General features: G+C 39.4%; 27 protein-coding genes. 10 read left to right on the forward strand and 17 right to left on the reverse strand.

Translation table 11 applies throughout. The features are described 5' to 3' along the window. Positions 1-232: 232 nt before the first annotated feature. Genes mobC through QLQ96_RS18540 form a run of 3 tightly spaced genes read right to left on the reverse strand, consistent with a single transcriptional unit; the run spans position 233 to position 3,886 of the window. A complete protein-coding gene (mobC, locus tag QLQ96_RS18530) occupies positions 233-2,212 on the reverse strand; it encodes a conjugal transfer protein MobC (protein ID WP_482492403.1) in 1,980 nt (659 codons plus the stop codon). A gap of 31 nt (positions 2,213-2,243) precedes the next feature. After that, a complete protein-coding gene (locus QLQ96_RS18535; protein ID WP_482492404.1) occupies positions 2,244-3,509 on the reverse strand; it encodes a relaxase/mobilization nuclease domain-containing protein in 1,266 nt (421 codons plus the stop codon). Then, entirely contained in the window at positions 3,494-3,886 is a 393-nt protein-coding gene (locus tag QLQ96_RS18540; protein ID WP_482492405.1) for a plasmid mobilization protein, read from the reverse strand. The genes QLQ96_RS18535 and QLQ96_RS18540 overlap by 16 nt, the downstream gene beginning before the upstream one ends. A gap of 312 nt (positions 3,887-4,198) precedes the next feature. Between QLQ96_RS18540 and QLQ96_RS18545 the strand changes: the two genes are divergently transcribed. Further along, positions 4,199-4,492, forward strand: a complete 294-nt coding sequence (locus QLQ96_RS18545; protein ID WP_379799516.1) for a hypothetical protein — start codon at positions 4,199-4,201, stop codon at positions 4,490-4,492. A gap of 582 nt (positions 4,493-5,074) precedes the next feature. Here the strand turns inward: QLQ96_RS18545 and QLQ96_RS18550 are convergent. From QLQ96_RS18550 to QLQ96_RS18570, 5 genes are all read right to left on the reverse strand, one after another. Continuing rightward, positions 5,075-5,542: a JAB domain-containing protein gene (locus QLQ96_RS18550; protein WP_482492407.1), complete on the reverse strand. Its 468-nt coding sequence runs from the start codon at positions 5,540-5,542 to the stop codon at positions 5,075-5,077. Positions 5,543-5,848: 306 nt separating this feature from the next. Then, entirely contained in the window at positions 5,849-6,187 is a 339-nt protein-coding gene (locus tag QLQ96_RS18555; protein ID WP_482492409.1) for a hypothetical protein, read from the reverse strand. Positions 6,188-6,199: 12 nt separating this feature from the next. Then, positions 6,200-6,709, reverse strand: a complete 510-nt coding sequence (locus QLQ96_RS18560) for a cyclophilin-like fold protein (RefSeq protein WP_482492411.1) — start codon at positions 6,707-6,709, stop codon at positions 6,200-6,202. After that, entirely contained in the window at positions 6,702-7,292 is a 591-nt protein-coding gene (locus QLQ96_RS18565; RefSeq protein ID WP_482492412.1) for a sugar O-acetyltransferase, read from the reverse strand. The genes QLQ96_RS18560 and QLQ96_RS18565 overlap by 8 nt, the downstream gene beginning before the upstream one ends. 85 nt (positions 7,293-7,377) lie before the next feature. Further along, positions 7,378-8,256, reverse strand: coding sequence for a helix-turn-helix domain-containing protein (locus QLQ96_RS18570; protein WP_108422113.1), 879 nt, complete (start codon positions 8,254-8,256; stop codon positions 7,378-7,380). Between the two features lie 784 nt (positions 8,257-9,040). Between QLQ96_RS18570 and QLQ96_RS18575 the strand changes: the two genes are divergently transcribed. The 4 genes from QLQ96_RS18575 to QLQ96_RS18590 all read left to right on the forward strand — a co-directional run bounded on the left by QLQ96_RS18575 (position 9,041) and on the right by QLQ96_RS18590 (position 11,682). Beyond that, positions 9,041-9,622: a Crp/Fnr family transcriptional regulator gene (locus tag QLQ96_RS18575; RefSeq protein WP_482492414.1), complete on the forward strand. Its 582-nt coding sequence runs from the start codon at positions 9,041-9,043 to the stop codon at positions 9,620-9,622. Positions 9,623-9,710: 88 nt separating this feature from the next. Next, positions 9,711-10,601 (forward strand): MBL fold metallo-hydrolase, encoded by an 891-nt coding sequence (locus QLQ96_RS18580; protein WP_482492415.1) that lies wholly within the window; start codon positions 9,711-9,713, stop codon positions 10,599-10,601. Between the two features lie 65 nt (positions 10,602-10,666). Next, positions 10,667-11,056, forward strand: coding sequence for a nuclear transport factor 2 family protein (locus tag QLQ96_RS18585; protein WP_428238183.1), 390 nt, complete (start codon positions 10,667-10,669; stop codon positions 11,054-11,056). Between the two features lie 44 nt (positions 11,057-11,100). Further along, entirely contained in the window at positions 11,101-11,682 is a 582-nt protein-coding gene (locus QLQ96_RS18590) for a Crp/Fnr family transcriptional regulator (RefSeq protein ID WP_482492417.1), read from the forward strand. Positions 11,683-11,745: 63 nt separating this feature from the next. On the opposite strand, the gene QLQ96_RS18595 is transcribed toward QLQ96_RS18590, so the two are convergent. Further along, positions 11,746-12,612, reverse strand: coding sequence for an IS3 family transposase (locus tag QLQ96_RS18595; protein ID WP_482490791.1), 867 nt, complete (start codon positions 12,610-12,612; stop codon positions 11,746-11,748). Further along, complete coding sequence (locus QLQ96_RS18600; RefSeq protein WP_482490792.1) at positions 12,612-13,046, reverse strand: transposase; 435 nt, start codon at positions 13,044-13,046, stop codon at positions 12,612-12,614. The genes QLQ96_RS18595 and QLQ96_RS18600 overlap by 1 nt, the downstream gene beginning before the upstream one ends. Positions 13,047-13,213: 167 nt before the next feature. On the opposite strand from QLQ96_RS18600, the gene QLQ96_RS18605 reads away from it, so the two are divergent. Next, a complete protein-coding gene (locus QLQ96_RS18605; RefSeq protein WP_482492418.1) occupies positions 13,214-14,221 on the forward strand; it encodes a zinc-dependent alcohol dehydrogenase family protein in 1,008 nt (335 codons plus the stop codon). Positions 14,222-14,609: 388 nt separating this feature from the next. Here QLQ96_RS18605 and QLQ96_RS18610 read toward each other — a convergent pair whose 3' ends face one another. The 5 genes from QLQ96_RS18610 to QLQ96_RS18630 all read right to left on the reverse strand — a co-directional run bounded on the left by QLQ96_RS18610 (position 14,610) and on the right by QLQ96_RS18630 (position 19,543). Beyond that, complete coding sequence (locus QLQ96_RS18610) at positions 14,610-15,377, reverse strand: SDR family NAD(P)-dependent oxidoreductase (RefSeq protein ID WP_428238180.1); 768 nt, start codon at positions 15,375-15,377, stop codon at positions 14,610-14,612. Between the two features lie 81 nt (positions 15,378-15,458). Then, positions 15,459-16,355 (reverse strand): helix-turn-helix domain-containing protein, encoded by an 897-nt coding sequence (locus QLQ96_RS18615; RefSeq protein ID WP_428238179.1) that lies wholly within the window; start codon positions 16,353-16,355, stop codon positions 15,459-15,461. A 58-nt stretch (positions 16,356-16,413) separates the two neighbouring features. After that, positions 16,414-17,232 carry an SDR family NAD(P)-dependent oxidoreductase gene (locus QLQ96_RS18620; RefSeq protein WP_428238178.1) on the reverse strand — a complete coding sequence of 273 codons (819 nt, stop codon included), beginning with the start codon at positions 17,230-17,232 and terminating at the stop codon, positions 16,414-16,416. A 196-nt stretch (positions 17,233-17,428) separates the two neighbouring features. After that, the gene (locus tag QLQ96_RS18625) at positions 17,429-18,184 is read right to left on the reverse strand and encodes an NADPH-dependent F420 reductase (RefSeq protein ID WP_482492419.1); all 756 of its coding nucleotides are present in this window, start codon (positions 18,182-18,184) and stop codon (positions 17,429-17,431) included. Positions 18,185-18,217: 33 nt separating this feature from the next. Continuing rightward, positions 18,218-19,543 carry an NtaA/DmoA family FMN-dependent monooxygenase gene (locus QLQ96_RS18630; protein WP_482492421.1) on the reverse strand — a complete coding sequence of 442 codons (1,326 nt, stop codon included), beginning with the start codon at positions 19,541-19,543 and terminating at the stop codon, positions 18,218-18,220. A 97-nt stretch (positions 19,544-19,640) separates the two neighbouring features. On the opposite strand from QLQ96_RS18630, the gene QLQ96_RS18635 reads away from it, so the two are divergent. The 4 genes from QLQ96_RS18635 (at position 19,641) to QLQ96_RS18650 (ending at position 22,727) form a co-directional block, all read left to right on the forward strand. Beyond that, a complete protein-coding gene (locus QLQ96_RS18635; protein ID WP_089051453.1) occupies positions 19,641-19,991 on the forward strand; it encodes a winged helix-turn-helix transcriptional regulator in 351 nt (116 codons plus the stop codon). A 564-nt stretch (positions 19,992-20,555) separates the two neighbouring features. After that, complete coding sequence (locus tag QLQ96_RS18640; protein ID WP_482492422.1) at positions 20,556-21,470, forward strand: alpha/beta hydrolase; 915 nt, start codon at positions 20,556-20,558, stop codon at positions 21,468-21,470. Then, complete coding sequence (locus tag QLQ96_RS18645) at positions 21,470-21,829, forward strand: DUF4345 family protein (protein WP_428239408.1); 360 nt, start codon at positions 21,470-21,472, stop codon at positions 21,827-21,829. The genes QLQ96_RS18640 and QLQ96_RS18645 overlap by 1 nt, the downstream gene beginning before the upstream one ends. Further along, a complete protein-coding gene (locus QLQ96_RS18650; protein WP_428239409.1) occupies positions 21,816-22,727 on the forward strand; it encodes a helix-turn-helix domain-containing protein in 912 nt (303 codons plus the stop codon). Before QLQ96_RS18645 ends, QLQ96_RS18650 begins: the two co-directional genes overlap by 14 nt. Positions 22,728-23,437: 710 nt before the next feature. Here the strand turns inward: QLQ96_RS18650 and QLQ96_RS18655 are convergent. Next, entirely contained in the window at positions 23,438-23,752 is a 315-nt protein-coding gene (locus QLQ96_RS18655; protein WP_123924561.1) for a hypothetical protein, read from the reverse strand. Positions 23,753-23,910: 158 nt separating this feature from the next. After that, on the reverse strand, positions 23,911-25,173 hold the full coding sequence (locus tag QLQ96_RS18660) for an NAD(P)/FAD-dependent oxidoreductase (RefSeq protein WP_482492423.1): 1,263 nt from the start codon (positions 25,171-25,173) through the stop codon (positions 23,911-23,913). Positions 25,174-25,225: the final 52 nt, after the last annotated feature.

The raw sequence follows: 25,225 nt of genomic DNA on the forward strand, positions 1-25,225 counted from the left end.
AACAGAAGGCTAAATTTAGAAATTATTTTAAAACAAAGCTTATTTTAAGCAAAAAAATAAGCAGTTCTCCATCTGCGCTGGAATTCTATTTAAATTTCTTCACAAGATTTCAAGCTAAACTTAATACCGCGCCGCCGCAAGCCAATAGCATGCATGCTTTGCGGCTCCGGAAGCAATTATTTGGAAGACTGCTGCCTGGAAAATCTGCAACCGGATCATCTGGCCAAAAACCTCAGCGCTTCATCACAACCTGATGCTTCAATGCAGGATCATGGAGCAGCCTGTCCATCTCGGTATGGATAATATCCTGAACATCGCGTTTGATCTGCATGTAGTTCTGCTGGACCATTGCATGCTCCAGCGTTCTAACAGGCGGTATTTCCCTGTAGCTTTCCTCCTCTTTTCGAAGCGCCTCATGATCGTTTAAAATCTCAGAATGAAATATTTTAAGCTTGATTCTGCACTGCGGATCATCGGCTGCCAACCCGACAAATTCCCCCGAGCTCAATGATGAGATCTTCGATGGGGGAACGGCCGCTTCAAGCTGTCTGGAACGGCTGATGGAGGTATCGGCACTGCTAATCGAAATGCTTTCCCGATCCTGCATGATCTTGCCGAACCGTTCCGAGAGCTGCTTGGCCGTATCTCCTGTGACCTGTCCGGAAATGATATTTCCGGTGATGTTCATAATCACATCGGCCTGCTCGCGCCCATAGTCTTTGCGCAGCTGGCTGAAGTCCTGAACCCCGAGGCAGGTGCTCACCCTGTTGCTTCTGGCCGTCGCAATCAGGCTGTCCATATTATTGAGGTAGATGGTCGGAAACTCATCGAAAATGAGGCTGGATTTGAGCTTTCCCTTTTTGTTGACCAGCTTCACCAGACGGTTCACATACAGCGACAATACGGCTCCGTAAATCTGCATCTTCTGCGGATTGTTTCCCATGCAGACTATCTTGGGTTCCAAAGGATTATTGATGTCAAGCGTAAAATCATTTCCCGACAGCACATAATAGAGCTGGGGAGAAGACAGCCTTGCCATGGCTATTTTTGCCGAGGCAATCTGCCCTTCGAGCTGCTCCATGGCATCATTGAGATAGGCATTGACAAAAGGGTTGATGAGCACCTCGATTTCCCTGTCGGTGCGCAGCAGGGTGAAGAGGCTGTCGTAGTCTGCCTGCATGAGCTCAATGACATGCGGCAGGGTGCAGAATTCCCCTTCTTTATACCTTCTGAGATACCAGATCACCGCCGACAGAAAGTTGATCGGAGACTCCACAAAAAAGTCCCCCTGCTTTCTGATCCACTCGCGGTTGAGCCCCATCAGGATCGTCCGCGCCGATTCCGAAGCATCGGTGATGTCCTCCATGCTCTGGGGATCCAAAGGATTGCATCGGTGCATGATGCTGTCAAAATTAATGAAGTAGCATTTCGGCATCACCTCATACGCATGCTTGCATTTTTCAAAGGTATTGTAGACAATTTTGGAAAGGTCATCGTACTTGAAATCATACACAAACATGCTGAACCCCTTGGCAATATGCTGGGTGATGACGTGGCGTATCACAAAGTAGGATTTGCCGGAACCCGGGCTGCCTAAAACCAGCAGTCCGCGGAAGGGATTGATGATGTTGATCCAGCTGCTGCGCAGCTTATCCTTGAGATAATATCTCGCTGGCAGGTTGATGGAGTATTCATTTTCCAGCAGCCGCTCTTCCTGTGGGAAGGTCTCGTTTTCGCTGTTGAATATATCGGCGGCGGCCAGTCTGTTTCTAATAATTCTGGAAAGCAGCGTGCCGCCCGAAAGCACCAGCAGAAATCCCAAAACCGTAACCGCCATATACAGCATGGCATATGCTGAAGCCGCTCCTCCGCAATGCAGCAGCAGGCCGCTCAGAAAATAGGCCGCCAGCCCTGAAGCCATATAATAAAGCGCCGTTTTAAGCCGCAGCTTCTCCTCCTTTCTCCCCTTTGCTCCCAACAGCGAAATCAGCAGAAGTCCAAGCGCTAAAATCTTGGACATATGAAAACTTTCAAACAGTCCCGTCCTGTAAACCGCGGCTAAAATTTTATCCCCAAAAGCCCCCGTAAGCTCCCAAAAACGGAATGCCCTATAGCAGCAATAATAAAAATGCAGCATCAGCGCCATGATGCCCATCAGTCTTGTCATATCGAGTATTTTTCTCAGTGCCTGTTCATTTTCTCCTGTCTGCATAGCTGTAGTTTTTCCCTGTTAATAATCTGGATCAGTTCAGATCCGAACGTCCTTTTCTTTTTCTCTTTTTCCTCCTTCCCTTAAACTTTTCGCCGGCATAATCGCCCTGCCATTCGGGTTTCATAAGCCCGTCCAGCACTTTGGCATACATGCCTTCAGATGCCTCTTCTGAGGACTGATGGCCGCCGCCAGCCATACGCTTCTGAAGGGCCTCTTCAGGCGATGCCGGCTGCTGTTTCTCTGCTGCTTTCCCACAGCGTTCCAATACCGCTTTGGCGCTGTAATTTCTTCCCAGCGCGCTGCCGTTAAACACGCATCTGGTCACATGATCCACATAGGTCACACCATACGCCATACCTGCATCGCTCTTTCGCAGCACGGCATTGATTCCTTCCTTTTCGAGCAGCAGAACCAGCCTGTCCAAAGTCAGATTCCTTCCGAAAAAAGCACTGTCCACAGCACTGCGGATCCTCTTTTTTTCAAAGGCCCTTTCGGCATTGTTCACAGCAAATTTTCTTTCCAGAAAAGCCAGTGTCGGACGCATCGGAAAATCGCTTGCCTTGATGGGAACACCTATCGGTTTTCCGCTCTGGTCCACTATGCGGTACAGCAGGCCTCCCGAGGTGAATACGCGCGAGTTTTCGCTTCCTCTGTCCGCTTTAACATTGTAAAGCTGCAGCACAGCGTTGAGCTCCGCCAGCGATGTGTATTTATAGGATGGCAGCACCGAATGCAGCACAGCTGAAATGGCTTTTTTAGACTCCATTTTCCCATACTGCGCTTTAGCGGCGGGCACCGGCTTCAGGGAAGAAAACAGCTCCCTTTTTGCATCCCCGGCCCGCACCAGTCCGAAGCCTTTCTCAATCTCTTTCCTTGCCTTTTCCGACTGGTTTCTCCCGATGTTCTGCATGTCGATCCTCGAGCCGTCTGGCCTCACTTTTATCGACACCAGATGAATGTGCGGGTGCCCTGCATCGTGATGCCGGTAGGCCAGATAAGGCTGCTCTGCAAAACCTATTTTCTCCATATAGGCATGGGCGATTTCCATGAGCCTTTCCGGGGAATAATTTTCGGACGGGTGAAAGTTTAAGGAGATGTGCACGCTGCCTCTTTTCACATTCCCGTTAAGGGCATTCTGATGCAGCAGCCTGCCCAATTTCATTGCAGGATTCATGCGCGAAACATCCATCGGATAATTGCCCTCTCCGATGCACTCCGCCGCCCCTTCGCTGACCTTGTTTTCATTGTAATTGAAAACGCTGCGCACCGAATGCCCCGTGTTTATGACTGCAACCATTTCCCTGCTGTTTTTTCCATGACCTTCTGGATTTCTTCCACCTTTTCCAGCAGGGCTGCACGCTGGGCTTCACTCTGCATGATCCAGTCCCTGAACTCCGGAATCTGCCTGAGGGTATGGAGCTTTTTAACCGCCTGGTTAAAGTTGTTTGCAAGGGTGTTAAGCTCTTTGCGCAGGCGGATGATTTCCAGCATCATCTCATCCAGGGATGCATTGCGGCACTTGGCGGTAATGGGTTTATCCAGTACGCATTTTCTTAGATATTCGCTCATCCGCCGGCAGTCGGTCCCCTTAAGCCTTTTCACTAGTCTGCCATATTCTTCAGCGGTAAAGCGCACCGCGGCAATGCGGTTTCTGTTTAAATTCTCTTTCTCCATCGTCTCTCCTTTTCATTTTTTAAACTTAAATCTTTCCAAACTTATCTTTCAGAATCACTGCCGCGAGTTCCGAGCATAAGGCAGCCGGATGCGTTTGTTAAACAAACGGACATCTGGCCGACTGCAGGAACGGGGCAGTCCGCTTGAACCCTTAAAACCATACAGCATTAAGAAGCTTCCTGCAGCGATTCTTCAGCTAATGTAGAAAAGCAGGATGGATGCCGCCTATCCCCGCCATATTTTGAACGGGGTGTTTTCAGCCCCTCATCGTATCTTTGAAAGAATCAATTAGTAATTTAAAACGCGGGAATTATGCTGACGGAAAATGATGCGGTGAGGGTGTTCGATACGATTATGAGCAGCCCTGGAATGAATGAGATGGTGAGAATGGATCTGAAGATTTCGCGAAAAAATGTGCTGCTGCTGCATCATGCGATTGGGCGCGGCATTGCGGAAAATGGCGGCAGCCTTTCGGCGCTGCTCCAGAGCACTTCAAAGGAAAATGCCCAAGAGCTCAAACAGCTCTCCGAGGAGTGCCTGCAGCGCGCCGGACTTACCGAACTGAACCAGAAGCTCTCTGAATTGGGAGCGGGCAAGAAGCAGTAGAAGAACAGAAAAAGCCGCTGGCGCTCCCATGCTGGCGGCTTTGCCATTTATGGCTCTCTCTTATTCAACCAGGCTATAATCATTCTTTTTTTACAGGGGTGGAAAAAACTGCCGCATAAAAGGCGAATTTAAATCCAGCCCCAGCTAATCCAAACAAAAAAGCCCCTTAAGACTAAGGAGCTTCGTGGCAGCCGGCGGGTGCCTGAAAAGGTATGCGGTAACTAACTAAATCATTGTACAGAACCTTCAGACGAACCCCGCCGGTTCCCTGTTTTTTTTTCTGACTGACTATAAGTTTTACCGTACCAGCATAACGCAAAATTACGCAATGCAGCCCATCAGACCCTTACAGCATATGATCCAAAAATTACAGCTTTTTAAGGTCAGCGCCAGAAGCCTATCCGAATCGCAGCGGCAGATTAAAATATATCAGGGCATGAAGGCATTCATACCGTCTAACGCTTTATAAAAAGCTCAAAAACTGTATCCCCGTAAGCACTTTCCTGCCTAGTCTATTTCTTCTTTCTGAAGAGAATCAGAAAAGAAAGAAAGAAAGAAAGAATAATGAAATAAAAAAAGGCGCTATAAAGCGCCTTCATCCGCAAAGGAGTAATAGCTTTCCTCTGTAATGATCAGATGGTCCAGCAGCTTGATATCGAGCAGCTCGCCTGCCTGTGCAATTTTCGCGGTAATGCACCTGTCTGGATTTGAAGGCAGCAGAGATCCCGAAGGATGGTTGTGGGCGATGACCAGTCCTACTGCGCCTGCTTTAAGCGCAGCGGCAAACAGCAGCCTGATATCTACGACGGTTCCCGTAATGCCTCCTGAAGAGGCTTCATAAATGCCCAGCACTTTATTAGACTGGTTAAGCAGCAGCACTTTGAACTGCTCCAGAAATCCGATCTTTCCGGGGTCCCAGCAGCCCTTCAAAAGCGTAAAGGCATATGCGGAGGATGCAATATGCGGCCTTTCGGAATTCTTAACTTTTGTCTTATAGATCAGATCGATTTCTGAAACGATTTTCCAATTGCTGTTTTCTGCTGTTTCCATGATGCTAAATATTTAAGATTAATTTTAGCACCGCCTTCGGGCAGAAGGGAGCAAGCGCAGAAAGCAACGCAATAAAGCAGGCGCATGCCCTGCATTTATGGGGGAATTTTGTGCGGCGCCCCGAACCGCTGTGCCCGACCTTTGTGATGGAATTAAACGGTATTTACATCCCCTCCTATTTCCCTCATCCGTGAAGAAAAAAGAATCGGGGAAGACCGAAAAAGCCGCATGACAGCAGAGCCGACTCATTAAATGCTGCAGTTAAGGCGCCGGCACGCATCTGGTTCCCAGCACAGTGATAAAACACTATAGAAAATGAAGTGTTAAATATGCGGTAAAACCAATGCCTGCCTTGCCTGATGTGGTGTTTTGAATTATTTTTGCAGCATGAATTACGAAGATATAAAACGCCATTTTGAGAACAATCCCCCTCCGAAAGAAGTCGTGTGGACAGAATGGGCAAAGATCACCGATACGCAGGTTTTCCTTAAAAGCTGCTATATAGGAATCAGAAACTTTAACGGTCCTCCAGACCGCTGTCCGGCATGGTGGCATCTGAGGGATTTCTATCTTCTCATGAAAAAAACTGCCCAGCAGACTGCTGCAAATTATAAGTGTCACTGCTATTTTTAAATTACTTTTCATAATGATCCTGTTTTAATTGTTTTCAAATTTAACCACTACGTTTCCATTACCCAATGCATCGGCCAGTCCCGCAGGATTGTCAATGTATCCGAGTTTTGTATAACTATAGGAAGTGCTGAAACTTTTATAAAAAAGCACCAGCACATTGTCGCCGTAAAGCATTAAATCACCCGCTTTTATATCGCCTCCAACTGAAGCATTTGTTGGAAGCGGACCAGGGAGATCGTAGTACTTTTCATTGCCGTTCAGTTCGTTCATATTTATGGTCAAGGGAAGCTTTGCTTTTAGTGCAGCGGCGCTCGGGTTGTTATACAATGTCGCCGTAAAAACTGCTGTACCAATTGTAATTTTCATTTTACTTGTTGAATTAGTATTAGTATTTTCATTTCCATTCTCATTGTTTTGCGGTAGCGTTTCATTGTCCTTGCTGCAGCCTGCATTACAAAAACAAAAAACGAAAACAACAGCCGTAACGCTTAGAAAAGATTTCAGTTTCATACGATATGCTTTAAGGTTAAACATTTTTAATGAATTTTGCAGGAATCCCGCCAACTATGGTGTTATCGGGAACATCTTTGGAAACTACTGCCCCTGCCGCGACAACTGCATTTTCCCCAATAGTAACGCCGGGCAAAATAGTGGCATTGGCACCAATCCATGCATTTTTTTTAATGTGGATAGGTTTTCCAATCAGTCCTTTTCTCTCCTTGGGATCTAAGGGATGGTTTTCGGTAATAAGGCTGACTTTCGGGCCAATTAAAACATCGTCTTCAATGGTAATACCGCCCAAGGCCAAAAGAGTACAGTCAAAATTGATAAATACGTTTTTGCCGATCGAAATGTGTTTTCCGTAGTTGATGTAAAGGGGTGTAAAAACGGTTACATCCTGAACTTTTGTATCTAAAATTATGCTCAGTATCTGTTCAATTTCCTCTTGATTTGAGGATTTATTCATCTGGTTAAGCAATGCTTTGACAGCAAATGCCTCTTCTCTTAATCTGCCTAGTTGCGGATCGTTTGGAAGTATCGCCTCACCGGCTAAAAGCCTCTCAAAAATATCTTTTTGAGATGATAAGGCAGCGGAAATAGGGTCTTTATCTGACATAATATTTGAATTAAATATTCAGATACAAAGATAAGGCTGCCTTTAAGCAGGGAAGTAACGATTATCAAACCAAAGCTTAAGAAATTCAAACTTCAGCCAGACGAAACGCAGTGGGATTGGTTCCCGTAGTCTTTTTGAAGAAATTATTGAAGTAGGTTGGATAATCAAATCCCAAGGCATATGCGATCTCAGAAATACTCCAGTCGGTATGCTGCAAAAGCGCCTTGGCTTCTGTGATGATTCGCTCTGTAATATGGGTCGTTGTTGGTTTTCCCGTAACTTCCTTTACAGCCCTGTTCAGGTAATTAATATGCACATTGAGATGCTGGGCATAATGCTGCGCCGTTCTTAATTGGAGCGGATTCGAAGCGGTTTCAATAGGAAACTGTCTTTCCAGCAGTTCTAAAAACACAGATGCTAATCTGGAAGAAGCATTCTTGTTTTGCTCGAAATTCTCAGAAGGTTCCATTTTTAAGGATTCGTGAATAATCAGACTGATATAATTTCGGATCAGCTCATCTTTAAATACATAATCACTTTTTTGCTCGGCAATCATTTTCTGAAAAATAGTATTGAGAAAGCCTCTCTGTTCTTCTGTGATTTTCAAAACAGGGGTCCCGCCTATTTTAAAAAAGGAAGATTGCTGCAGGCTTTCAGAACGTTCGGAGTTTTTAAAAAACTCCTCAGAAAATAAAATAGTGTAACCAACGTAAGTGGTGGAAATGGTTTCCCACGAATACGGAATGTGCGGATTTCCGAAAAAAAGAATCGTGCCTTCCTGCTCATAGGTCTTATCGGAATAATGAATCCTGCTTTTCCCTGTAGTGAGGCAGATTTTATAAAATTCCTTTCTGCTGTAGGTTCTGGTTTCTGCGCCATCATCCTCTATCTGAAATGCCTTAAAACCCTGGAGTTTCAGTTCATTGTTAAACTGCGAAATTTCTCTTGTTATTATCTCTTTCATAATGCAAAGTTAAGAAATTCAAACATACAATAACTCTTAATCTTAACTTCGACCTGTAAACTGGAAAATAGAACATTTTGGTTCAAATTACATTCTCCAAGGACAAATTGGATCTGTAACAGATCCTAGCCCCGATAGCAGTGGAAATCCTTTTGTGCCGGGGTTCGGCACAAAAGATTGGAACGTATAGCGGGAAAAAGCTCCAAAAAAAAAATTTAAACATAAAACACAATACTATATACAATTGACCCGGAGTTAGCGGGAAAAGCGCCCAAAAAATAATATCTAACCTAAAAACCAAGTGATTCAACATTGTCCATGTATATAATAATCAAAAAATAAAATTACAACTTCCCATACAACCAAAAATTACCACAAACACCCCCGTAATTCCCAAAACCCGATCAAAGACCCAAAACACGCAGCCAAAAACACCCAGCCCCTATGACCCGCAGAACCCTTATAAGGAACCTCAAAGCGGCCCCAAAGACATAAGGGGGAAGGACATAGAAAAGTACCTTATAGAGAATGACCCTCCAAAGGGGTCTCAAACGGATAGGAATACCCAAAATAGCGATGAGGCTCAAAGCGACAACTTTGAAACCACTGAGCCCGAAAAGGATAATCCCGCGCGCAGGGAATTGGAAATCGGGCAGCTTGGGCAGCAGGTGCTTAAAGAAGTTGCAAAATTCAATGTAACTACCCTTTATCAACGTCAACACTTTATTTAAATATTTACGTACCTTAGCTAAACTAAAAAAAACAGCCTTTTGCATCTTGTTAAATGACAGCACTTTTAAAACAAAATATCGGTCAACATATTTCTCTTTCAGAGAATGAAACAGAAGCATTTTGTAATTTATTTGAGCAAAAGTTAATCCATAAAAAAAACTTTTTACTCAGAGAAGGTGAGATTTGTAAATTTGAAGGTTTTGTTACCAAAGGGCTTTTTCGGGTTTATCATATTGATAAAAATGGTTTTGAGCAAATACTCTATTTTGCTATTGAAAATTGGTGGATTACTGATATTGACAGTTTTACTAATGAAGTGCCATCACAACTTTTTATAGAAGCTCTCGAAGACAGCGAAGTACTTGTAATTTCTAAAAAAGATAAGGAGTTTGCTTATGCCAACTTACCTGAAATCGAAAAGCTATTTCGGGTAATGACACAAAAAACGCACGTTGCACTTCAACGAAGAATGATAGATAACCTTAGTAAAACAGCAGAATCCCGTTATATCGAATTTATAGAAAAATACCCACACCTTATTCAACGACTTTCTAACATACAAATAGCTGCTTATTTGGGCATTACCAATGTTTTCCTGAGTAATATTCGAAAGAAAATTGCTGTCAAAAAATAAGATTTCCCTTTATTTATTAAACTAGTTTAATGTTTTAAGATCTCATTTCGTTTCATCTTTGCAGTGTTAATTTAAACCAGCACAAGAAATGAAACACACTATCTCAAGAGTATTTATAACAATTTTAATTTTATTGAATATGGAATCACAAGCACAAAGTTTCAAAACAATTGAAACTAAAGATTTAAAACTTCAAATTTACAACGCATCAGAAAATAGTTTTGGTGTAGCATCGGTAATCATTTCAGGAAAGACAGATGCGGTTTTGATTGACGCACAATTTACTTTGGCGGATGCCGAAAAAGTAGCGCAGGAGATTAAAGCAAGCGGTAAAAAATTAACCGCAATTTTTGTTTCTCACGCAGATCCTGATTATTATTTTGGATTGGAGATATTTAAAAAATATTTCCCGGATGTAGTTGCTTATGCATCACCTGCTTCTGTAGAAGCAATTAAGGCTACAGCGCAAAAAAAATTAGACGTTTGGGGCGAACGATTAGGTAAAGCAATTACGTCAAATGTTGTTTTGCCGCAGGTTTTAAAGGGAAACAGCATTGAATTGGAAGGTCAGAAATTAGAAATCATTGGTTTGGAAGAATTTCCGAACAAGACTTTTGTATGGATTCCTTCTATCAAAGCAGTTGTGGGCGGAATCAATGTTTTTGGAACTAGTTTCCATCTTTGGATGGCGGATGCTCAAACTACTGAAACGCGTAAAAACTGGATTGCCGTTTTAGATAAAATCTCGGCATTGAAACCTGAAATTGTAGTACCTGCCCACGCTAATTCTAATTCTCCATTTGATATTGCTGCTGTAAATCATACCAAAAGTTACATTCAATTCTACGAAGAAGCTTTGAAAACCAATAAAACATCAGAAGCCTTAATTACTGCTTTGAAAACAAAATACCCAGCACTTACTTTTGAAACTGCCTTGCAGATTGGTGCAAAAGTAAATACTGGAGAAATGAAATGGTAAAGTGTATTCTTTACAGTCTGACAGCACTCTTTGTATTGTCAGGCTGTTCTTTAAATAAAAAGACAATGACAAATCTTGAAATAATTAAAAGCACCTACGAAGGAAAAACTTCACAGGAAAATGGCCAAAATCTCGCTCAATATGCTGCCGAAGATATTTCGTGGACAGAAGCCAAAGGCTTTCCATATGCAGGAACTTATATTGGATTAGAAAATATAACCAAAAACGTTTTCAGCAGATTAGGAAGTGAATGGATAGATTATAAATTTACCCCGGAAGATTACCTGGCCAGCGGGGATAAAGTCGTTGCTTACGGAACTTATACAGGAATCTATAAAATTACAGGCAAATCATTCACAGCCAGAGTAGCACACGTTTGGAAATTGAAAGACAGTAAGATTATCAGTTTTGAACAATTTGTAGACAGCCAGACTGTAAATGATGCTTTGAAATAAAGTCTTTTTTATACCTTGCATTGTTTTAATGAATCATCAAACGAATGCACGAAAAATTAATAGCCTATATCAGCCAATATTCGAATTTGCCGCTTGCAGATGAAGAGCAAGCCTTAATTATTGCTACTTTTCAACCTAAAAAGCTACGAAAAAAACAATACTTTTTACAGGAAGGTGATGTATGTAAATATGCTGGTTTTATTGTGAAAGGAGCTATGCGCCAATACAGTGTTGATGATAAAGGTGCAGAACATATTGTACATTTATTCATTGAAAACTATTGGGCAAACGATCGTGAAAGTTCAACGATGCTCACTCCTTCAAAATACAATATTGATGCTTGGGAAGATACCGAACTTCTCATTATTACAAGAGCAGAAATGCTGGATTTGATGGACAAAATACCTACATTGGTGCAAATGATACGTTTAATGGATGAAAGAAATGCCATCGCGAGCCAACGCCGATTAAGTTCTACCATCAGTAATGCTGCCGAAAAACGCTATGAAGAATTTGCAGCTCATCATCAACAGTTTGTTCAGCGGTTTCCACAGCATCTTATCGCTTCTTATTTAGGTATTACCAAAGAAACCTTGAGCCGGATTAGAAAACAAGGAACAAAATAAACTCTCTTTTAAGTTTGACTAGTCCTAAATAATCGATACAGATTATTAGACAAATATATTTAATTAAACACCTGTAATATTTTTTATTGCGGGTGTTTTTCTTTTATAAGTTCTCATCTTTACTACACTTTGTTGATGCATTTGACTTGGAGTGAGCATATAATTGGAATAATGTGGTCTTTTGTTATTATAAATGTCAATTGCATTTTTTACTAAAACCTTTATTACATCAAGTTTTAGATTAAACTTGTCAATATTAAATTCTTGTTTTAAAATTCCATTTATTCTCTCAGCTACTGCATTCTCATAGGGATCGGAATTTTCTGTCATACTGCATTTTATATTGTTTTTATGTAATAGTTTTTGATATTGATCAGAACAATATTGTATTCCTCTATCTGAATGATGTATTAATGTTTTGCCTCTATCTCTGCGTTTTTTTATTGCATTTTTTAAAGCTGTTAAACTACTATGAGCATTCATATTATCTGCGACATTAAAACCCATTATTCGTTTAGAGTAAGCATCAGTTATTAGACTTAAATAACATGGATTCTCTTTTTTTCCAATATAGGTTATGTCTGATACCCAGACTTGCTCCGGCCTGCAGATCTGTAGCTCTAATATTTGATTTTGATGTTTTCTAAATCTATGATGAGAGTTTGTTGTTATATGATAAGAACGTTTTGGCATTATCAGTAAATGATTTGCTCTAAGTATATCTATAAATTTATCTCGGCCTATTTTAAGTTGATTCAACTCGCTTTTTAAAAGGTAATACAGTTTTCTTGCTCCAATTCGAGGCATTGTATTTCTAATTTTCAAAACCATATTAACAACTTCTGAAGCCAAAAGCTTCCTGGAGTTACTTTTTTTTACTCGACGATAATAAACCTGCCGGTCAATCCCGAACAAAGTACAGGCAAACATTATTGTTTGTTGGTGTTCTTTTTTAAAATGGTCGATTGTTCGGGTGGTGAGTTTTTTCGAATGTCAATTTGATATTCTTTTTCTGCTATATCAATCATCATATCGAAAATAATAGCTTTTTTATCAGCGACGAAAGCCTGCTGTTCTAAAAATGCTTTTTGTTTTTCTAATAACTTCACTTTGGCTTCAAGTTCCATTATTTTCTGTTCAGGAGATTTTTGCATAATAGAAGGTGTTTGATTGTCCCAATCAAAGTTACCAAATTTTCGCAGCCACTGAACAATTGTTGAACGGGATTGAATAGCATAATCTTTTTTAACTTGAGTAATTGAGGTTCTTCCTTGTTCTATTTCTTGAACAATTTGAAGTTTAAAAGACATACTGTAATCTTTCTGGGTGCGCTTAATATATCGCAATTCTTGATCTTTTTCCATAATGATACTTTTTGTGTATCGCTATTTCAGGACAAGACAGTTTTAAATTATAAAAACCGTTGACAAATGTCAACGGTTTTTTTTATCATATCTCATTGTTGCAAGGCTTGCCTTTGATGCAACTTTGCCTTATCAAAATCAATTAAAAAATTATAAAAAATAAAACAATGAGTGATTTATCAAAAATGTCTAAAACAGTAGTTTTTCACGAAGCTGGAAGTCCAGAAGTATTGAAAGTTGAACAGGTAGAAGTGTCTTATCCTGAAGCTCAAGAAGTAAGAATTCAGGTTAAATCAATCGGAATTAACAGAGCCGATGCAATGTACCGTCAGGGAATGTATATCGAGAATCCTATATTTCCAGCTCAATTAGGCTATGAAGCCGCAGGAATTATCGAAGCAGTTGGTTCAGAAGTTTCGCATTTGGCAGTTGGTGATTTAGTGAATGTTGTTCCGGGTTTTTCTTTACACAACTATGCTTCTTATGGCCAATATATTACTATGCCATCCTATGCAATACACAAATATCCATCGAATTTGTCTTTTGATGAAGCAGCATCCGTTTGGACAAGTTATTTAACAATGTATGGTATGGTGGTACATTCGGGACAATTAAAAGCGGGACAATTTGTGGTAATTAATGCTGCTTCGAGTAGTGCAGGATTGGCAGCCATTCAAATGACTAATTATGTTGGAGGAATTGCAATTGCTTTAACTACTTCGGCAAAGAAAAAAGAAGCTTTATTAAAAGCGGGTGCAGCTCACGTAATCGTAACAGCTGAGCAAGATATTGCAGCTGAAGTTTTAAAAATCACAGAAAATGCAGGTGCGCATTTAATTTTAGACCCTGTTGTCGGTGCTAAATTCAGCAACCTTTTAAGTTCTGTTGCAGAAAATGGAAAAGTATTTGTTTATGGTGCATTGAGTCACGAACCTGCCAGTTTTCCAGCATTTGATGTTTTGATGAAAACCCCAACTATTAGAGGCTATTCAGCTATTGAAGTGATGGGTAATATGGAAGTTTTAATACAAGCCATAACTTTTATTGACAAAGGGTTAGCCGAAGAAAAACTCAAACCTGTTATCGATAAAGTTTTTAATATTAATGACATCGTTGCTTCTCATAACTATCTGGAATCCAATCAGCAATTTGGAAAAATTGTAGTGAATATATAGAAAATTAAACATCGAGCGGATTTCTTTTCTGCCACAAAAAGCTAAGACGGTTTTAATAAAAAGAGGTAAGATTTTGTTTTTTTGATGTATCATTTTCATTCGATCGCCAAAGGGAAATCAAATTCAAATTCATAAAACCAATGAAAACAGGCAATAGATTTAGTATAACAATCTCTTCCAATCTTCCATAAAATTTATAGAAATTTGTCCATTTGAGCTTACCACAGCCAAAAGGCGCCAATTAAAGACAATTGGCGCCATTTTTAATTACCCTATAAATAACTTAACTCGTTTTTGTTGATCAAAACAAAAGCCTTTGGATTGATAAAACTAACGCATAAAAAACCAATCTAAACCAGCCAAATAGCTTTTTTGATGTGAAGGTCTATTATATTCTATATCCCCCAGAAACCTCAATTCGCTGCGCATTAATCCATTTGGAATCATCAGAACAAAGAAAGGCTACCACACTTCCAATATCATCGGGCAAACCGACTCTTGCTAAAGCAGTTTCAGAAGCCAGATGTTTATTCAAATCTGAAATATCACGTACAACACCCCCGCCAAAATCAGTTTCAATAGCCCCTGGAGCTACGGAATTGACTCTTATTTTTCTGCTTCCCAATTCCAAAGCCTGGTATCTTGATAATGAATCGACTGCCGCTTTCATGGCACCATAAACGGAATAACCAGCAAAAGAAAATCTTGCCAGACCGGAAGACGTATTTACGATGCTGCTGCCGTCATTCAGTAATGGTAATAGTTTTTGAGTTAAGAAATAAGGCCCTTTGAAATGGATATTTGTCATTGCATCCAAAATTTCTTCTGTTGTTGTTTCAAAACTTTGGTTAATCCCGATACCCGCATTGTTTACCAGCGCATCTAATTTTGCAGAAGAAAATTGAGCATCTAAAACCTCTTTTACTTCAGTTACAAATTGGTCAAAACCGGCAGTTGAAGAAATGTCCAAAGGCAATGAAAACGCTTTTTGTCCAATAGTTTCAATTTCTTTTACCACCTGGTCCGCAAATTCTTTTTTGGTCTGATAGGTAAGGATGATATCAAATCCTTTTTTCGCCAGCTGTAAAGCCGAATCTTTTCCAAGTCCACGGCTTGCGCCTGTTACTAATGCTATTTTATTTTGATTGTTTGACATTTTATTGATTTAAACTTTTATGTTTTTAATTAATTCTTTATTCAGTATATCTCTTACTTTTTTTTATGATGTTTACCACTTTTAATTTAATATGTTTGACCTGAATTCATTTGGCGTGCTCCCTACTTCTTTTTTAAAAAGGCGTGAAAAATAAGTCGTATTTTCGAAACCAAGCAGGTGAGAAATTTCAGTTATATTCAGTTCGCCTTCGGTCAGTAAGTTTTTTGCCTCGCCGATTAGAAAAAGATGAATAAGCTCCAGGGCAGTCTTTCCTGTTTCCTGTTTGAGCAAATCAGTTAAATAACGGGAAGATATATTCAGCTTTTCTGCCATGAGAGATACCGTTGGCAATCCAATATTTTTTGTTTTTCTTTCTTCAAAATTAGCAGCAAGCAAAGCGTTAAACTTTGTGACAGTAGAACCAGTGAGCTCTGTACGGTTTATAAACTGTCTTTTATAAAAGCGCTGTGAATATTTAAGCATGGAATCCAGATGACTTACAATAATGGCTTTGCTGAGTTCGTCGGTATTATTGTTGTACTCTTTTTCAATATTAAAATACAGATTCCAAATGATATCCTCCTCTGCAGGTGAAAGATGCAAAGCCTCATTAACCTCGTAATCAAAATAACTATATTTCCTGATTTCGTTGTAAAGGACTGTTCCCGGTAAAAAGTCTTCATGAATCATAATTAGAAATCCCTTTTCCTCTAATTCCACATTTTTAAAGACTACTTTCTGCTGGGGTTTTGTAAACGACATGGAGCCGCGATCATGGTCATATTTTGTTTTGCCATACTGCATGCTTCCAGATTTCAATTTTTTAAATCCTATAATATAAAATTCAGATGAAAATTCCAGAATATTATTACCACTGCAGGTGTCCCGTTCACCATATGCGACACTAAAGAGCGGGTTCTGGGGAGGTTTGATATCGAGCGCTTCATGCAGATCGCTGATTTTTTTGAAATGTATCATTGTTCTTAATTGTAAAAACAGATCCGGTAAATTTAGATTCTGTTAATTTAAACTTCCACTAACCATGTGCTGCCACCGACACATCCTGCCATGATTCCCATGTTTTCAGTCTTTCTGCATAAGTGTGCTGCACCCAGGGAAAAGCAGTTTTACCCAACAGTAATCTGAGTGGCGGATTTTCAGAATAAACGAGCTTGACAAGAGCTTTGGCAGTGGCTGCAGGGTTACCTGAATCCTGCTCGCCAGCATGCTGATAAAAATCTTTCCGCACATTGTCGTAAGCTTGTATTGATTCGCTGAGTGCAAGGGAAGTGGTCCCGAAGAAATCTGTAGAAAAACCACCTGGTTCTACTATGGTAACTTTAATACCAAATCCGCTTACTTCACCCGCGAGTGTTTCAGTAAGGCCTTCAACAGCAAATTTAGCTGCACTATACAGCCCCATTAGTGATACTGTATTCAAACCCAGCGCACTTGAAAGCTGAATGATATGTCCTGATTTTTGCTGGCGCATGATAGGCAGAACTGCCTGAATAGTCCATAATGATCCCAGTACATTGGTTTCAAACTGGGCTCTTACATCCTGCTCTTTTAATTCCTCTACCGCCCCTATATGTCCAAAACCGGCATTGTTTATTAACACGTCGATACTGCCAAAGTGCTTTTTTGCAGTTTCAATTGCCTCAAAACTTTCGTTTCGATCAGTAACATCAAGTTTTAGCACTAAAAGAGATGATGAAAATTCTTTATTAAGCTTGGTTAGTGTTTCAGGATTGCGAACAGCCGCAACTACATTATCGCCGCGTTTTAAAAATGCCTCTGCCCAAATTCTTCCGAATCCACGCGATGCACCTGTTATAAAAATTGTTTTTGCCATGATATTAATTTTTAATATTTTGATATGGACAAAGTTCGCACAGATAGTACAGACGGTTATGATACAAAAGTAGGCAATAATGAAACATTTTAACGAAATTGTAATGGCTCTGGTTCACTGTTTCAAAGATGAATCTAAAAAAAACAAAATCCCATTTCATTTAGTGAGAGGGATTTTGCAGTTCAGTCATTATAAATTATTTTGACTTAGGATTTTTTTGAAACAATCCTCTGTTGTATTCTACTACCTCCGGATGTGATGGATAGGAAGGCAGAGCAGAAAGATCAGCTATGGCCTTATCTCTTAATGACGGTGCTGCTTCTTTTACACCATCAGATAATGCCTGTTTTAATTCTTCTTCATTAAGTTCAGTGCAGTAAGCAGGAGTTCCAGGCTGATGTCTCCAAGATTCAGAAAGTCTGCCCGAGTCAACTGCATCGTAACCGGCATCATTAACTAATGCGGCAATTACTTTTTTAGCCTGCGGATCATCACCCGCTACAGCCATTGCTATTCTGTCTTCAGCACCGCTGTTTTTTCCGCCGTTTGCCAGCGTCTCTGCCAGCAAATTATTGAAAGCTTTTACAACAGGCCTTCCCAATTGCTCGGATACCCAGATACTTTCTACTTTTCCGTTTTTGATCTCTTCAATATCGGCATCACGGAACGGATAATAATTTGATGTGTCTACCACAATTACATTTTCCGGAACGCCTGCCAGCAAATCTTTGGGCAAAGTTGGTATTGCTATAGTAGGCAGTGATAAAATAATGACATCTACATCTTTTACAACATTCTTTAGTGTTGCAGCTTGAACACCTAACTCCTCAGCACGGGTCTGCAATTTATCAGCCTGATCTGTATTATTCACTTTCACTTCATGACCGGCTTGTGCCATTTTTTTTGCGATCGTACCGCCTATTGCTCCGGTACCTATTATTCCTATTTTCATATTATATAAGTTTCATTTGTTATAATTTTCAATTTAAACCCTTGGATCAATTCCATACTGATCCGGAACTCCAAGGTGTCCGCGCAAAGTTTTGCTTTCATACTCTTTGTGGAAAAGCCCTCGCTCCTGCAGCAGCGGAACAACCTGATCAACAAAGGCATCAATTCCATCCGAATTAACATCAGGTGAAATCCAAAACCCATCCGCAGCACCGGCTTCATACCAAGCCTGCATATGATCTGCCGCTTCTACGCCCGGCCCTGCAATTACAGGATGGTAATCTATCACGCCGTGAGCAAGAATATCAAGAACGGACCAGCCTTGCCTAGCAATTTTCAATGCATTGGAAGAACGAGGATCATAAGGAGATGGACGGGCATTTTCCAGCTGCAATTCTGAAATTGGTTCATTTATTAAGGAAAGATCAAGTGGAATACCCAGCATTTTTTGCAGGTACTCAAATTTTTGTATAAGTGAACTGCCTCCTAACTGTATTCGGCGATCGAGCGCCGTGCGTTTGTCCTTGGCAATGGTGGTCATCAGTCCGGCAATGTATTTGATTTCATCCGGATCACGACCGTAACTTTTTGCTGCCGCTCTAAATGCATTGCGTTGCGCTCTTGCATCTTCAATTGTAAATGCTGCACCTATTACCACATTAGCAAAGCGTCCTGCCAACTGATGTGCGTTGGGACTGCCACCTGCGTGAAATATGATTGGCTGTCCCTGCTCTGATGGCGGAATGTATAGAGGTCCTCTTGAACCGACGTATTTACCTTGTAAGTTGATTGGAAGAATCTGATCTTTCTTTGCAAACTGACCACTCTTCTGGTCGTGTATCCAAGCATCTTTTCCCCAGCTCCCCCAAAGTGATTGAATGAGTTGGACAGCCTCATGAGCACGTCCATAACGATCTTGGCTCGACGGAATTCTTTTTCCGTAATTGGCTGCAACATCTTCTCCGCTTGATGTAATTGCATTCCATCCGGCCCTGCCATGGCTCATAATGTCCAAAGCCTTAAATTGTCTGGCTAGATTAAAGGGTTCATTAAAAGTGGTTGATCCGGTAGCGACCAATCCAATATATTGAGTTTCTCTGGCCACTGCGGCGAGGGTCATCATCACATCAAGATTGAAAACGGGAGATTCAGTTTCAATATCTGTCATAACTGCACCGGGACCATCCGGCAAAAATATAAATTGAAATTTTCCACGCTCTGCAGCCTGAGCCTGCTTTACACGAATATCAAAACTCGTATAGCTTTCGGGATCAACTCCCGGCATACGCCAAGCCCCCGATTGAGATCCGTATCCATTTCCAAGATGAAGTCCAATAAGCATTTTTCCTACAGCATTCATAAATTGAATATTTTGATTAATTATATTGCAAAATTAAACAAAATCACTTTCCTTTGTATAGCTCTTTCCTAAAGGAAAGCTAAATAAATAATTTATCATGCCGAAAAAGAAACCTTATTGTGAGTGCCTAAATACCGTTAAGCCAGTACGGGACACACTTGAAGTAATTAATGGAAAATGGAAATTATCCATCATTATTTCTGTAGGTGTAGGAAACAGCCGATTTACTGAAATTCAAGAGAGCATTCCAGGATTAACTCCAAAAGTACTTTCAAAAGAACTTAAGGAACTTGAACAGCACCAGCTGATCAAACGGATTATAACGAACGATTATCCTGTCAAAATATCGTATTGCTTAGAACCCTATGCAGATACCTTGACCCCTATTATCTACGCTATGAAAGATTGGGGATTAAACCATAAGAAGAAAATTTTTCAAGAAAGATAATATTGCAGAAATTAAATTACTTACCTAATGCTTTTATTTCACAAAAAGTTAACTCTATTTATTAATGGACTTTATGTGAATATAAAATATCTGATTACATTTTATGGCTATATCATATATAAAGCTGCATAAATTTCTCCTCAATCCCCAACAGGACATAAAATCAAATTCTTTAAGCCAATCAAAGACAGACCTTATATATAGTACTAAGCTAATCTTTTCACATCTTCTATAAAATGTATAGAAATTTGTCCCGTCGAGGTCACCAAAGCCAAAAGGCGCCAATTGAAGACAATTGAAGACAATTGATGCCATTTTTTTATGCGCTATCTCATCTTCGATATTAATTGTGGCTCAACTGAGGCTAAAAACTGTTTTATTACTCGTCTAAAAATAATAAACCTTTATCAGGACTAGACAAGCTACACACACCCGACATTCAGACAAACAACCAAACGATACCAAATCTCAACCCTGATTTGGTTACAAACAACCTTGATATTGAAACATTTATTTTTTAAAAGAAGACGAATTTTGCATTGTAGAAATTTAAAAAAGTAAACAATGCAAAAAGTAAAATTCAAAAATAGAAATTGGGATACAGCAGCCAATCTTCATTTACCTGACAATTTTGATGAAACACAAAAATATCCAGCTATCGTTTGTGTTCACCCGGGAGGGAGCGTAAAAGAACAAACCGCAGGTTTGTATGCTGGAAAACTTGCCAAAAAAGGGTTTATTGCCTTGACTTATGATGCTTCTTTTCAAGGTGAAAGCGGTGGAGAACCAAGATATTTTGAAGACCCAGCCAGTCGTGTAGAAGACATATGTTATGCAGTAGATTATCTTACTACATTAAATTTTGTAGATAAAAACAGTATTGGTTTATTGGGCATTTGTGCCGGCGGTGGTTATGCTGCAAATGCAGCATTGAAAGAAAGGCGTATAAAAGCATTGGCAACAGTTTCAGGGGTGAACATAGGCAGAGCATTTAGAGAAGCAAATTTTTTAGAAACATTAGAGGCTGTTTCTTCGCAACGAACTGCAGAGGCCAACGGAAAAAAGCAGATGATTACCAATTGGACACCCAATTCTGCCGAAGAAGCAAAACAGGCAGGGTTAAACGAATTTGATATGTTAGAGGCTATTAATTATTACAGAACGCCAAGAGGAGAATTCCCTACTTCAAACAATAAATTGCTTTTTGCCAGCATGTCGAACTTAATCATATTTGACGCTTATCATCTTGCTGAATTTTTGCTTACACAACCTTTATTGATTATCGTTGGCGAAAAATTTGGCGCTTTCGGGTCTTACAGAGATGGCTTCGACTTATACAAAAAAGCCGCTTCTAAAAACAAAAAAGTCCATGTCGTAAATGGTGCGGGCCACTATGATTTATACGACAACCCCGAAGCAACATCAGAAGCATTGGATAAATTAGTCCCATTCTTTCAGGAAAATCTTTTGCAGAAATAATGACTCTTTTTATAAAAATAATCGGGGCAGTTTTGCTTATTGCAGGTTGTATTCTAACATACAAACCAAATATAATCAGCAAAATTCCTTTGATCGAAAACCCATATCAGATGATTGAAATGCGGGTTAAATGGGGGTTATTAATTGGATTAGGAATTTTGTTCCTTTTTTTCAATCAATGGAATGATTGGAAATTAACGGTTTGCGCATTTTTATTTTTTCTAACTTTGGGGATTATAATAGCCCGATTATTCGGTTTAGTTTTAGACGCTTTTTATTCAAAACAATTACTTTGGCTAACCATAGAAGTTGTTCTATTAATTATCTTTGAAATTTTATATAGATATGAAGACAATTAATTCTTTATCCGAATTTCATCGCTTACTATCCATTCCACCACCTTTGCATCCGTTGGTAAGTGTGGTTTTAGTTTCTGAAATACACGCTGTAGATTCTGATTTGTGGAAACATTTTTCTACCGACTTTTATACTATATCTCTAAAAAATAATATTCAATCCAAAGTAAAATATGGACAGCAATATTATGATTTTGACAAGGGAACAATGACTTTTACTGCACCTAAACAAGTACAATCTGTGACAGTAGATCAAACCAATGCTTTTAACGAAACGATTGGAACAGGATATGTATTGATTCTTCATTCTGATTTTTTGAAAAAACACCCATTGCAAAGCACAATCAAAAATTATTCTTTCTTTTCATATGCTATAAATGAAGCGCTGCATCTTTCTGAACAAGAAGAAAAAAATGTCATTGAGATATTTCAAAAAATAGAGAAAGAATATCAGCATATTGACAAGCACACACAAGACATTATTCTGTCGCAGATTGATTTGCTTTTAAATTATTGCAATCGTTTTTACGAACGCCAATTTATTACCCGAAAAACCGTAAATAATGATTTGCTTTCTAAATTGGAGAATCTTTTGAACGATTATTTCAATAATATGGAAACGCTAAAAATTGGATTGCCCACAGTTGAATATGTAGCCAATCAACTTCATTTTTCTGCAAATTATTTAAGTGACTTATTGCGTTTGCTAACAGGACAAAACGCCCAACAACACATTCACGAAAAAATCATTGAAAAAGCAAAAGAAAAACTATTAACAACAAACTTATCAGTAAGCGAAATTGCTTATGAATTAGGTTTTGAGCAATCACAATCATTCAACCGACTTTTCAAAAAGAAAACTGAAATGTCACCTTTGAAGTATAGACAATCGTTTAATTAAATTTTTCCCTCCCGATTGTTTTATTTTTCGGAATATAAAGCAGAAAACTGAAAGTCACATGGAGTGGACTTCAATTTTGCCAAAAAAAGTTAAGGCGGTTTTTAAAGATATTTCAAGAGCAAAGCTTTGTAGCAGAATCGTAGCACTTGGTGTTTTAAAAACTACAATTTAAGTATTGATAAAGATAGGTTCGAATGTTGCAGCTCTAATATCAAAAAATATTAAACATTAAATACGAATTTACATTAATCCCCAACAGGAGATCCAAACCAAATTCATAAAGCCAATCAAAGACAAACACTAGAAATGATAAGCCAATATATTTAAATCTTCCATAAAATTTCTAGAAATTTGTCCAGTCGAGGTCACAACGCCAAATGGCGCCAATTGAAGACAATTGGCGCCATTTTTTTTATTTGGACTACTAAAGAAATTAACTTTGAATCATTTTTATCTTTCTTCTGTCTTTCTTTAGCCCGATTGCTTCGCCAGTTCGCTTCGCTCGTGTGCAGTAAGATCCGTTTGTGCCGGTGTTCGGCACAAGCGATTGGAACGTATAGCGGGAAGAGCTCTCACAAATAATATTAAAAGCAACTGCGCTAATCTAAATCGCATTTCAATTGCAGGAAATTTTATGAAGGTCCATATCTTCGATTCCTATCTGCTGCTAGATTTAGGTAAAAAATTGGTTGATTACCGTTGCTGCACTTTTAATTATCATTACTAAACCATTTGGCACAGCTGATGATAGAAATTGGTTTTTCTGTTGCCTTAAAATCTTTTTTTTTGCGACGCTGAATTTCCGCGTTCAACTGGTTCATTTTAAAAGTTAACGGCAAAAGGCAATGGGTAAACAGCACAATTACAGAGAGCAGTATAAAGTCGTGCGTGCTGTATAGTAAACGAATTAAAAACAGTATTGTCAGAAACATCAGAACACTGATAGCCATCACTATATAAAATATTCCTCTGCGCCTGCATTTAAGTTCCTGCAGTGTTAAAATTGATAAATCCCTACTTTTCATAAAAACCGCTTTGTTTTAAACAGACATGTATTATTAACATTGAAGGACATGTCAAAGAACTCCTGAAAATGTATTGATGTAGTATATGCAGCGACAATCCTTTTAATGTCCTAAAGAATTTTCCTTTCCTAATATAACTTTTGTAAATCCTAAATTATCTACTGCTTTACCTTGCCAATAATGCTGCGTAAAGCCGGATCGTTTGTCATCAAACTCCAAAACCAGTTCGATAATAACTTTAGTCGGTTACGTACTCCTGTTAAAGGTACCAAATGCACGAGCAGCCAAACCAGCCAAGCAGCTAATCCCCCAAAATACATTTTTGGCAAATCAACAACTGCCTTAAATTTTGATATTATGGCCATGCTGCCTTTGTTCTTGTAAAGAAAGGGTTTCGTCTTAATACCGAGGATCTCGCGCTGTAAGTTTTCTGCAAGTTGTTTTCCCTGCTGTATGGCTACCTGAGCTAATTGTGGATGGCCTTGAGGGTATCGGGTATCATGAAGAGCCAACGCCTGATCCCCGATACAGAAAAGATTAGAATAACCATCTACCTGATTAATGTCATTAACCAATATCCTGTCTCCCCTTCCTATACAAGCGGCAACAATACCATCAACTTTTCGAGCTTTTACCCCTGAGGTCCATAACAAAGTTTCTGCTATAATTATCTCCCCGCTGGAGAGTTTCACCTCGCTGTTTTGGTAATCGTTGACCAAAGTGTTCAGCATAATAATTACTCCCAGTTTTTCAAGTACACGGTAAGCCTCTTGCTGTGCATTAATGCTCATCGTATTGAGAAGATTTGGTGCTCCCTCAATAAGATATATTTTTGCTTTTAGACCTAAAGCCTCCGGATAATCTTTGTCTGCAATGTTTCTGCCCAATTCCGCTATCTTTCCAGCAAGCTCGACCCCAGTCGGTCCTCCACCAGCAATTACAATAGTTGAAAATTTTTGCTTTTCTTCTAGAATTACACTTCTCATGCTCTTCTCCATAGAAAAAAGTATATGATTACGTATCATAAGGGCATCCTCTATACTCTTCATCGCAATTGCATTTTTCTTTATGTTTTCATTTCCAAAATAATTAGGTTCTGTTCCCATAGCAAGTACCAGGTAATCATATGAGAGTGTACCCTGGTCTGTCACAAGCTTATTAAATTCAGGAAGTACCTTATCTAGTTTGCCCATATGGAAACGGATATTAGATGCCTTTTGAAAAAGCTTGCGAAAAGGATAAATTATATTGGATGGCTCAATAAAAGCAGTAGAAACCTCATATAGAAGCGGCGGAAAAAAATGATAATTGTGTTGATCTAACACTATAACATACAGCTTAGGATTATTTGCAAACTTTTTTGCGAGACGAATCCCGGCAAAACCACCGCCAACTATAACAACCTTTTTTTTATTATCCATTTTACTGGTATTAATTTTAAATATTATAACCTCCTGCCTTCAATTTGCTTTA

The sequence above is a fragment of the Flavobacterium sp. B167r genome, from assembly GCF_056824315.1.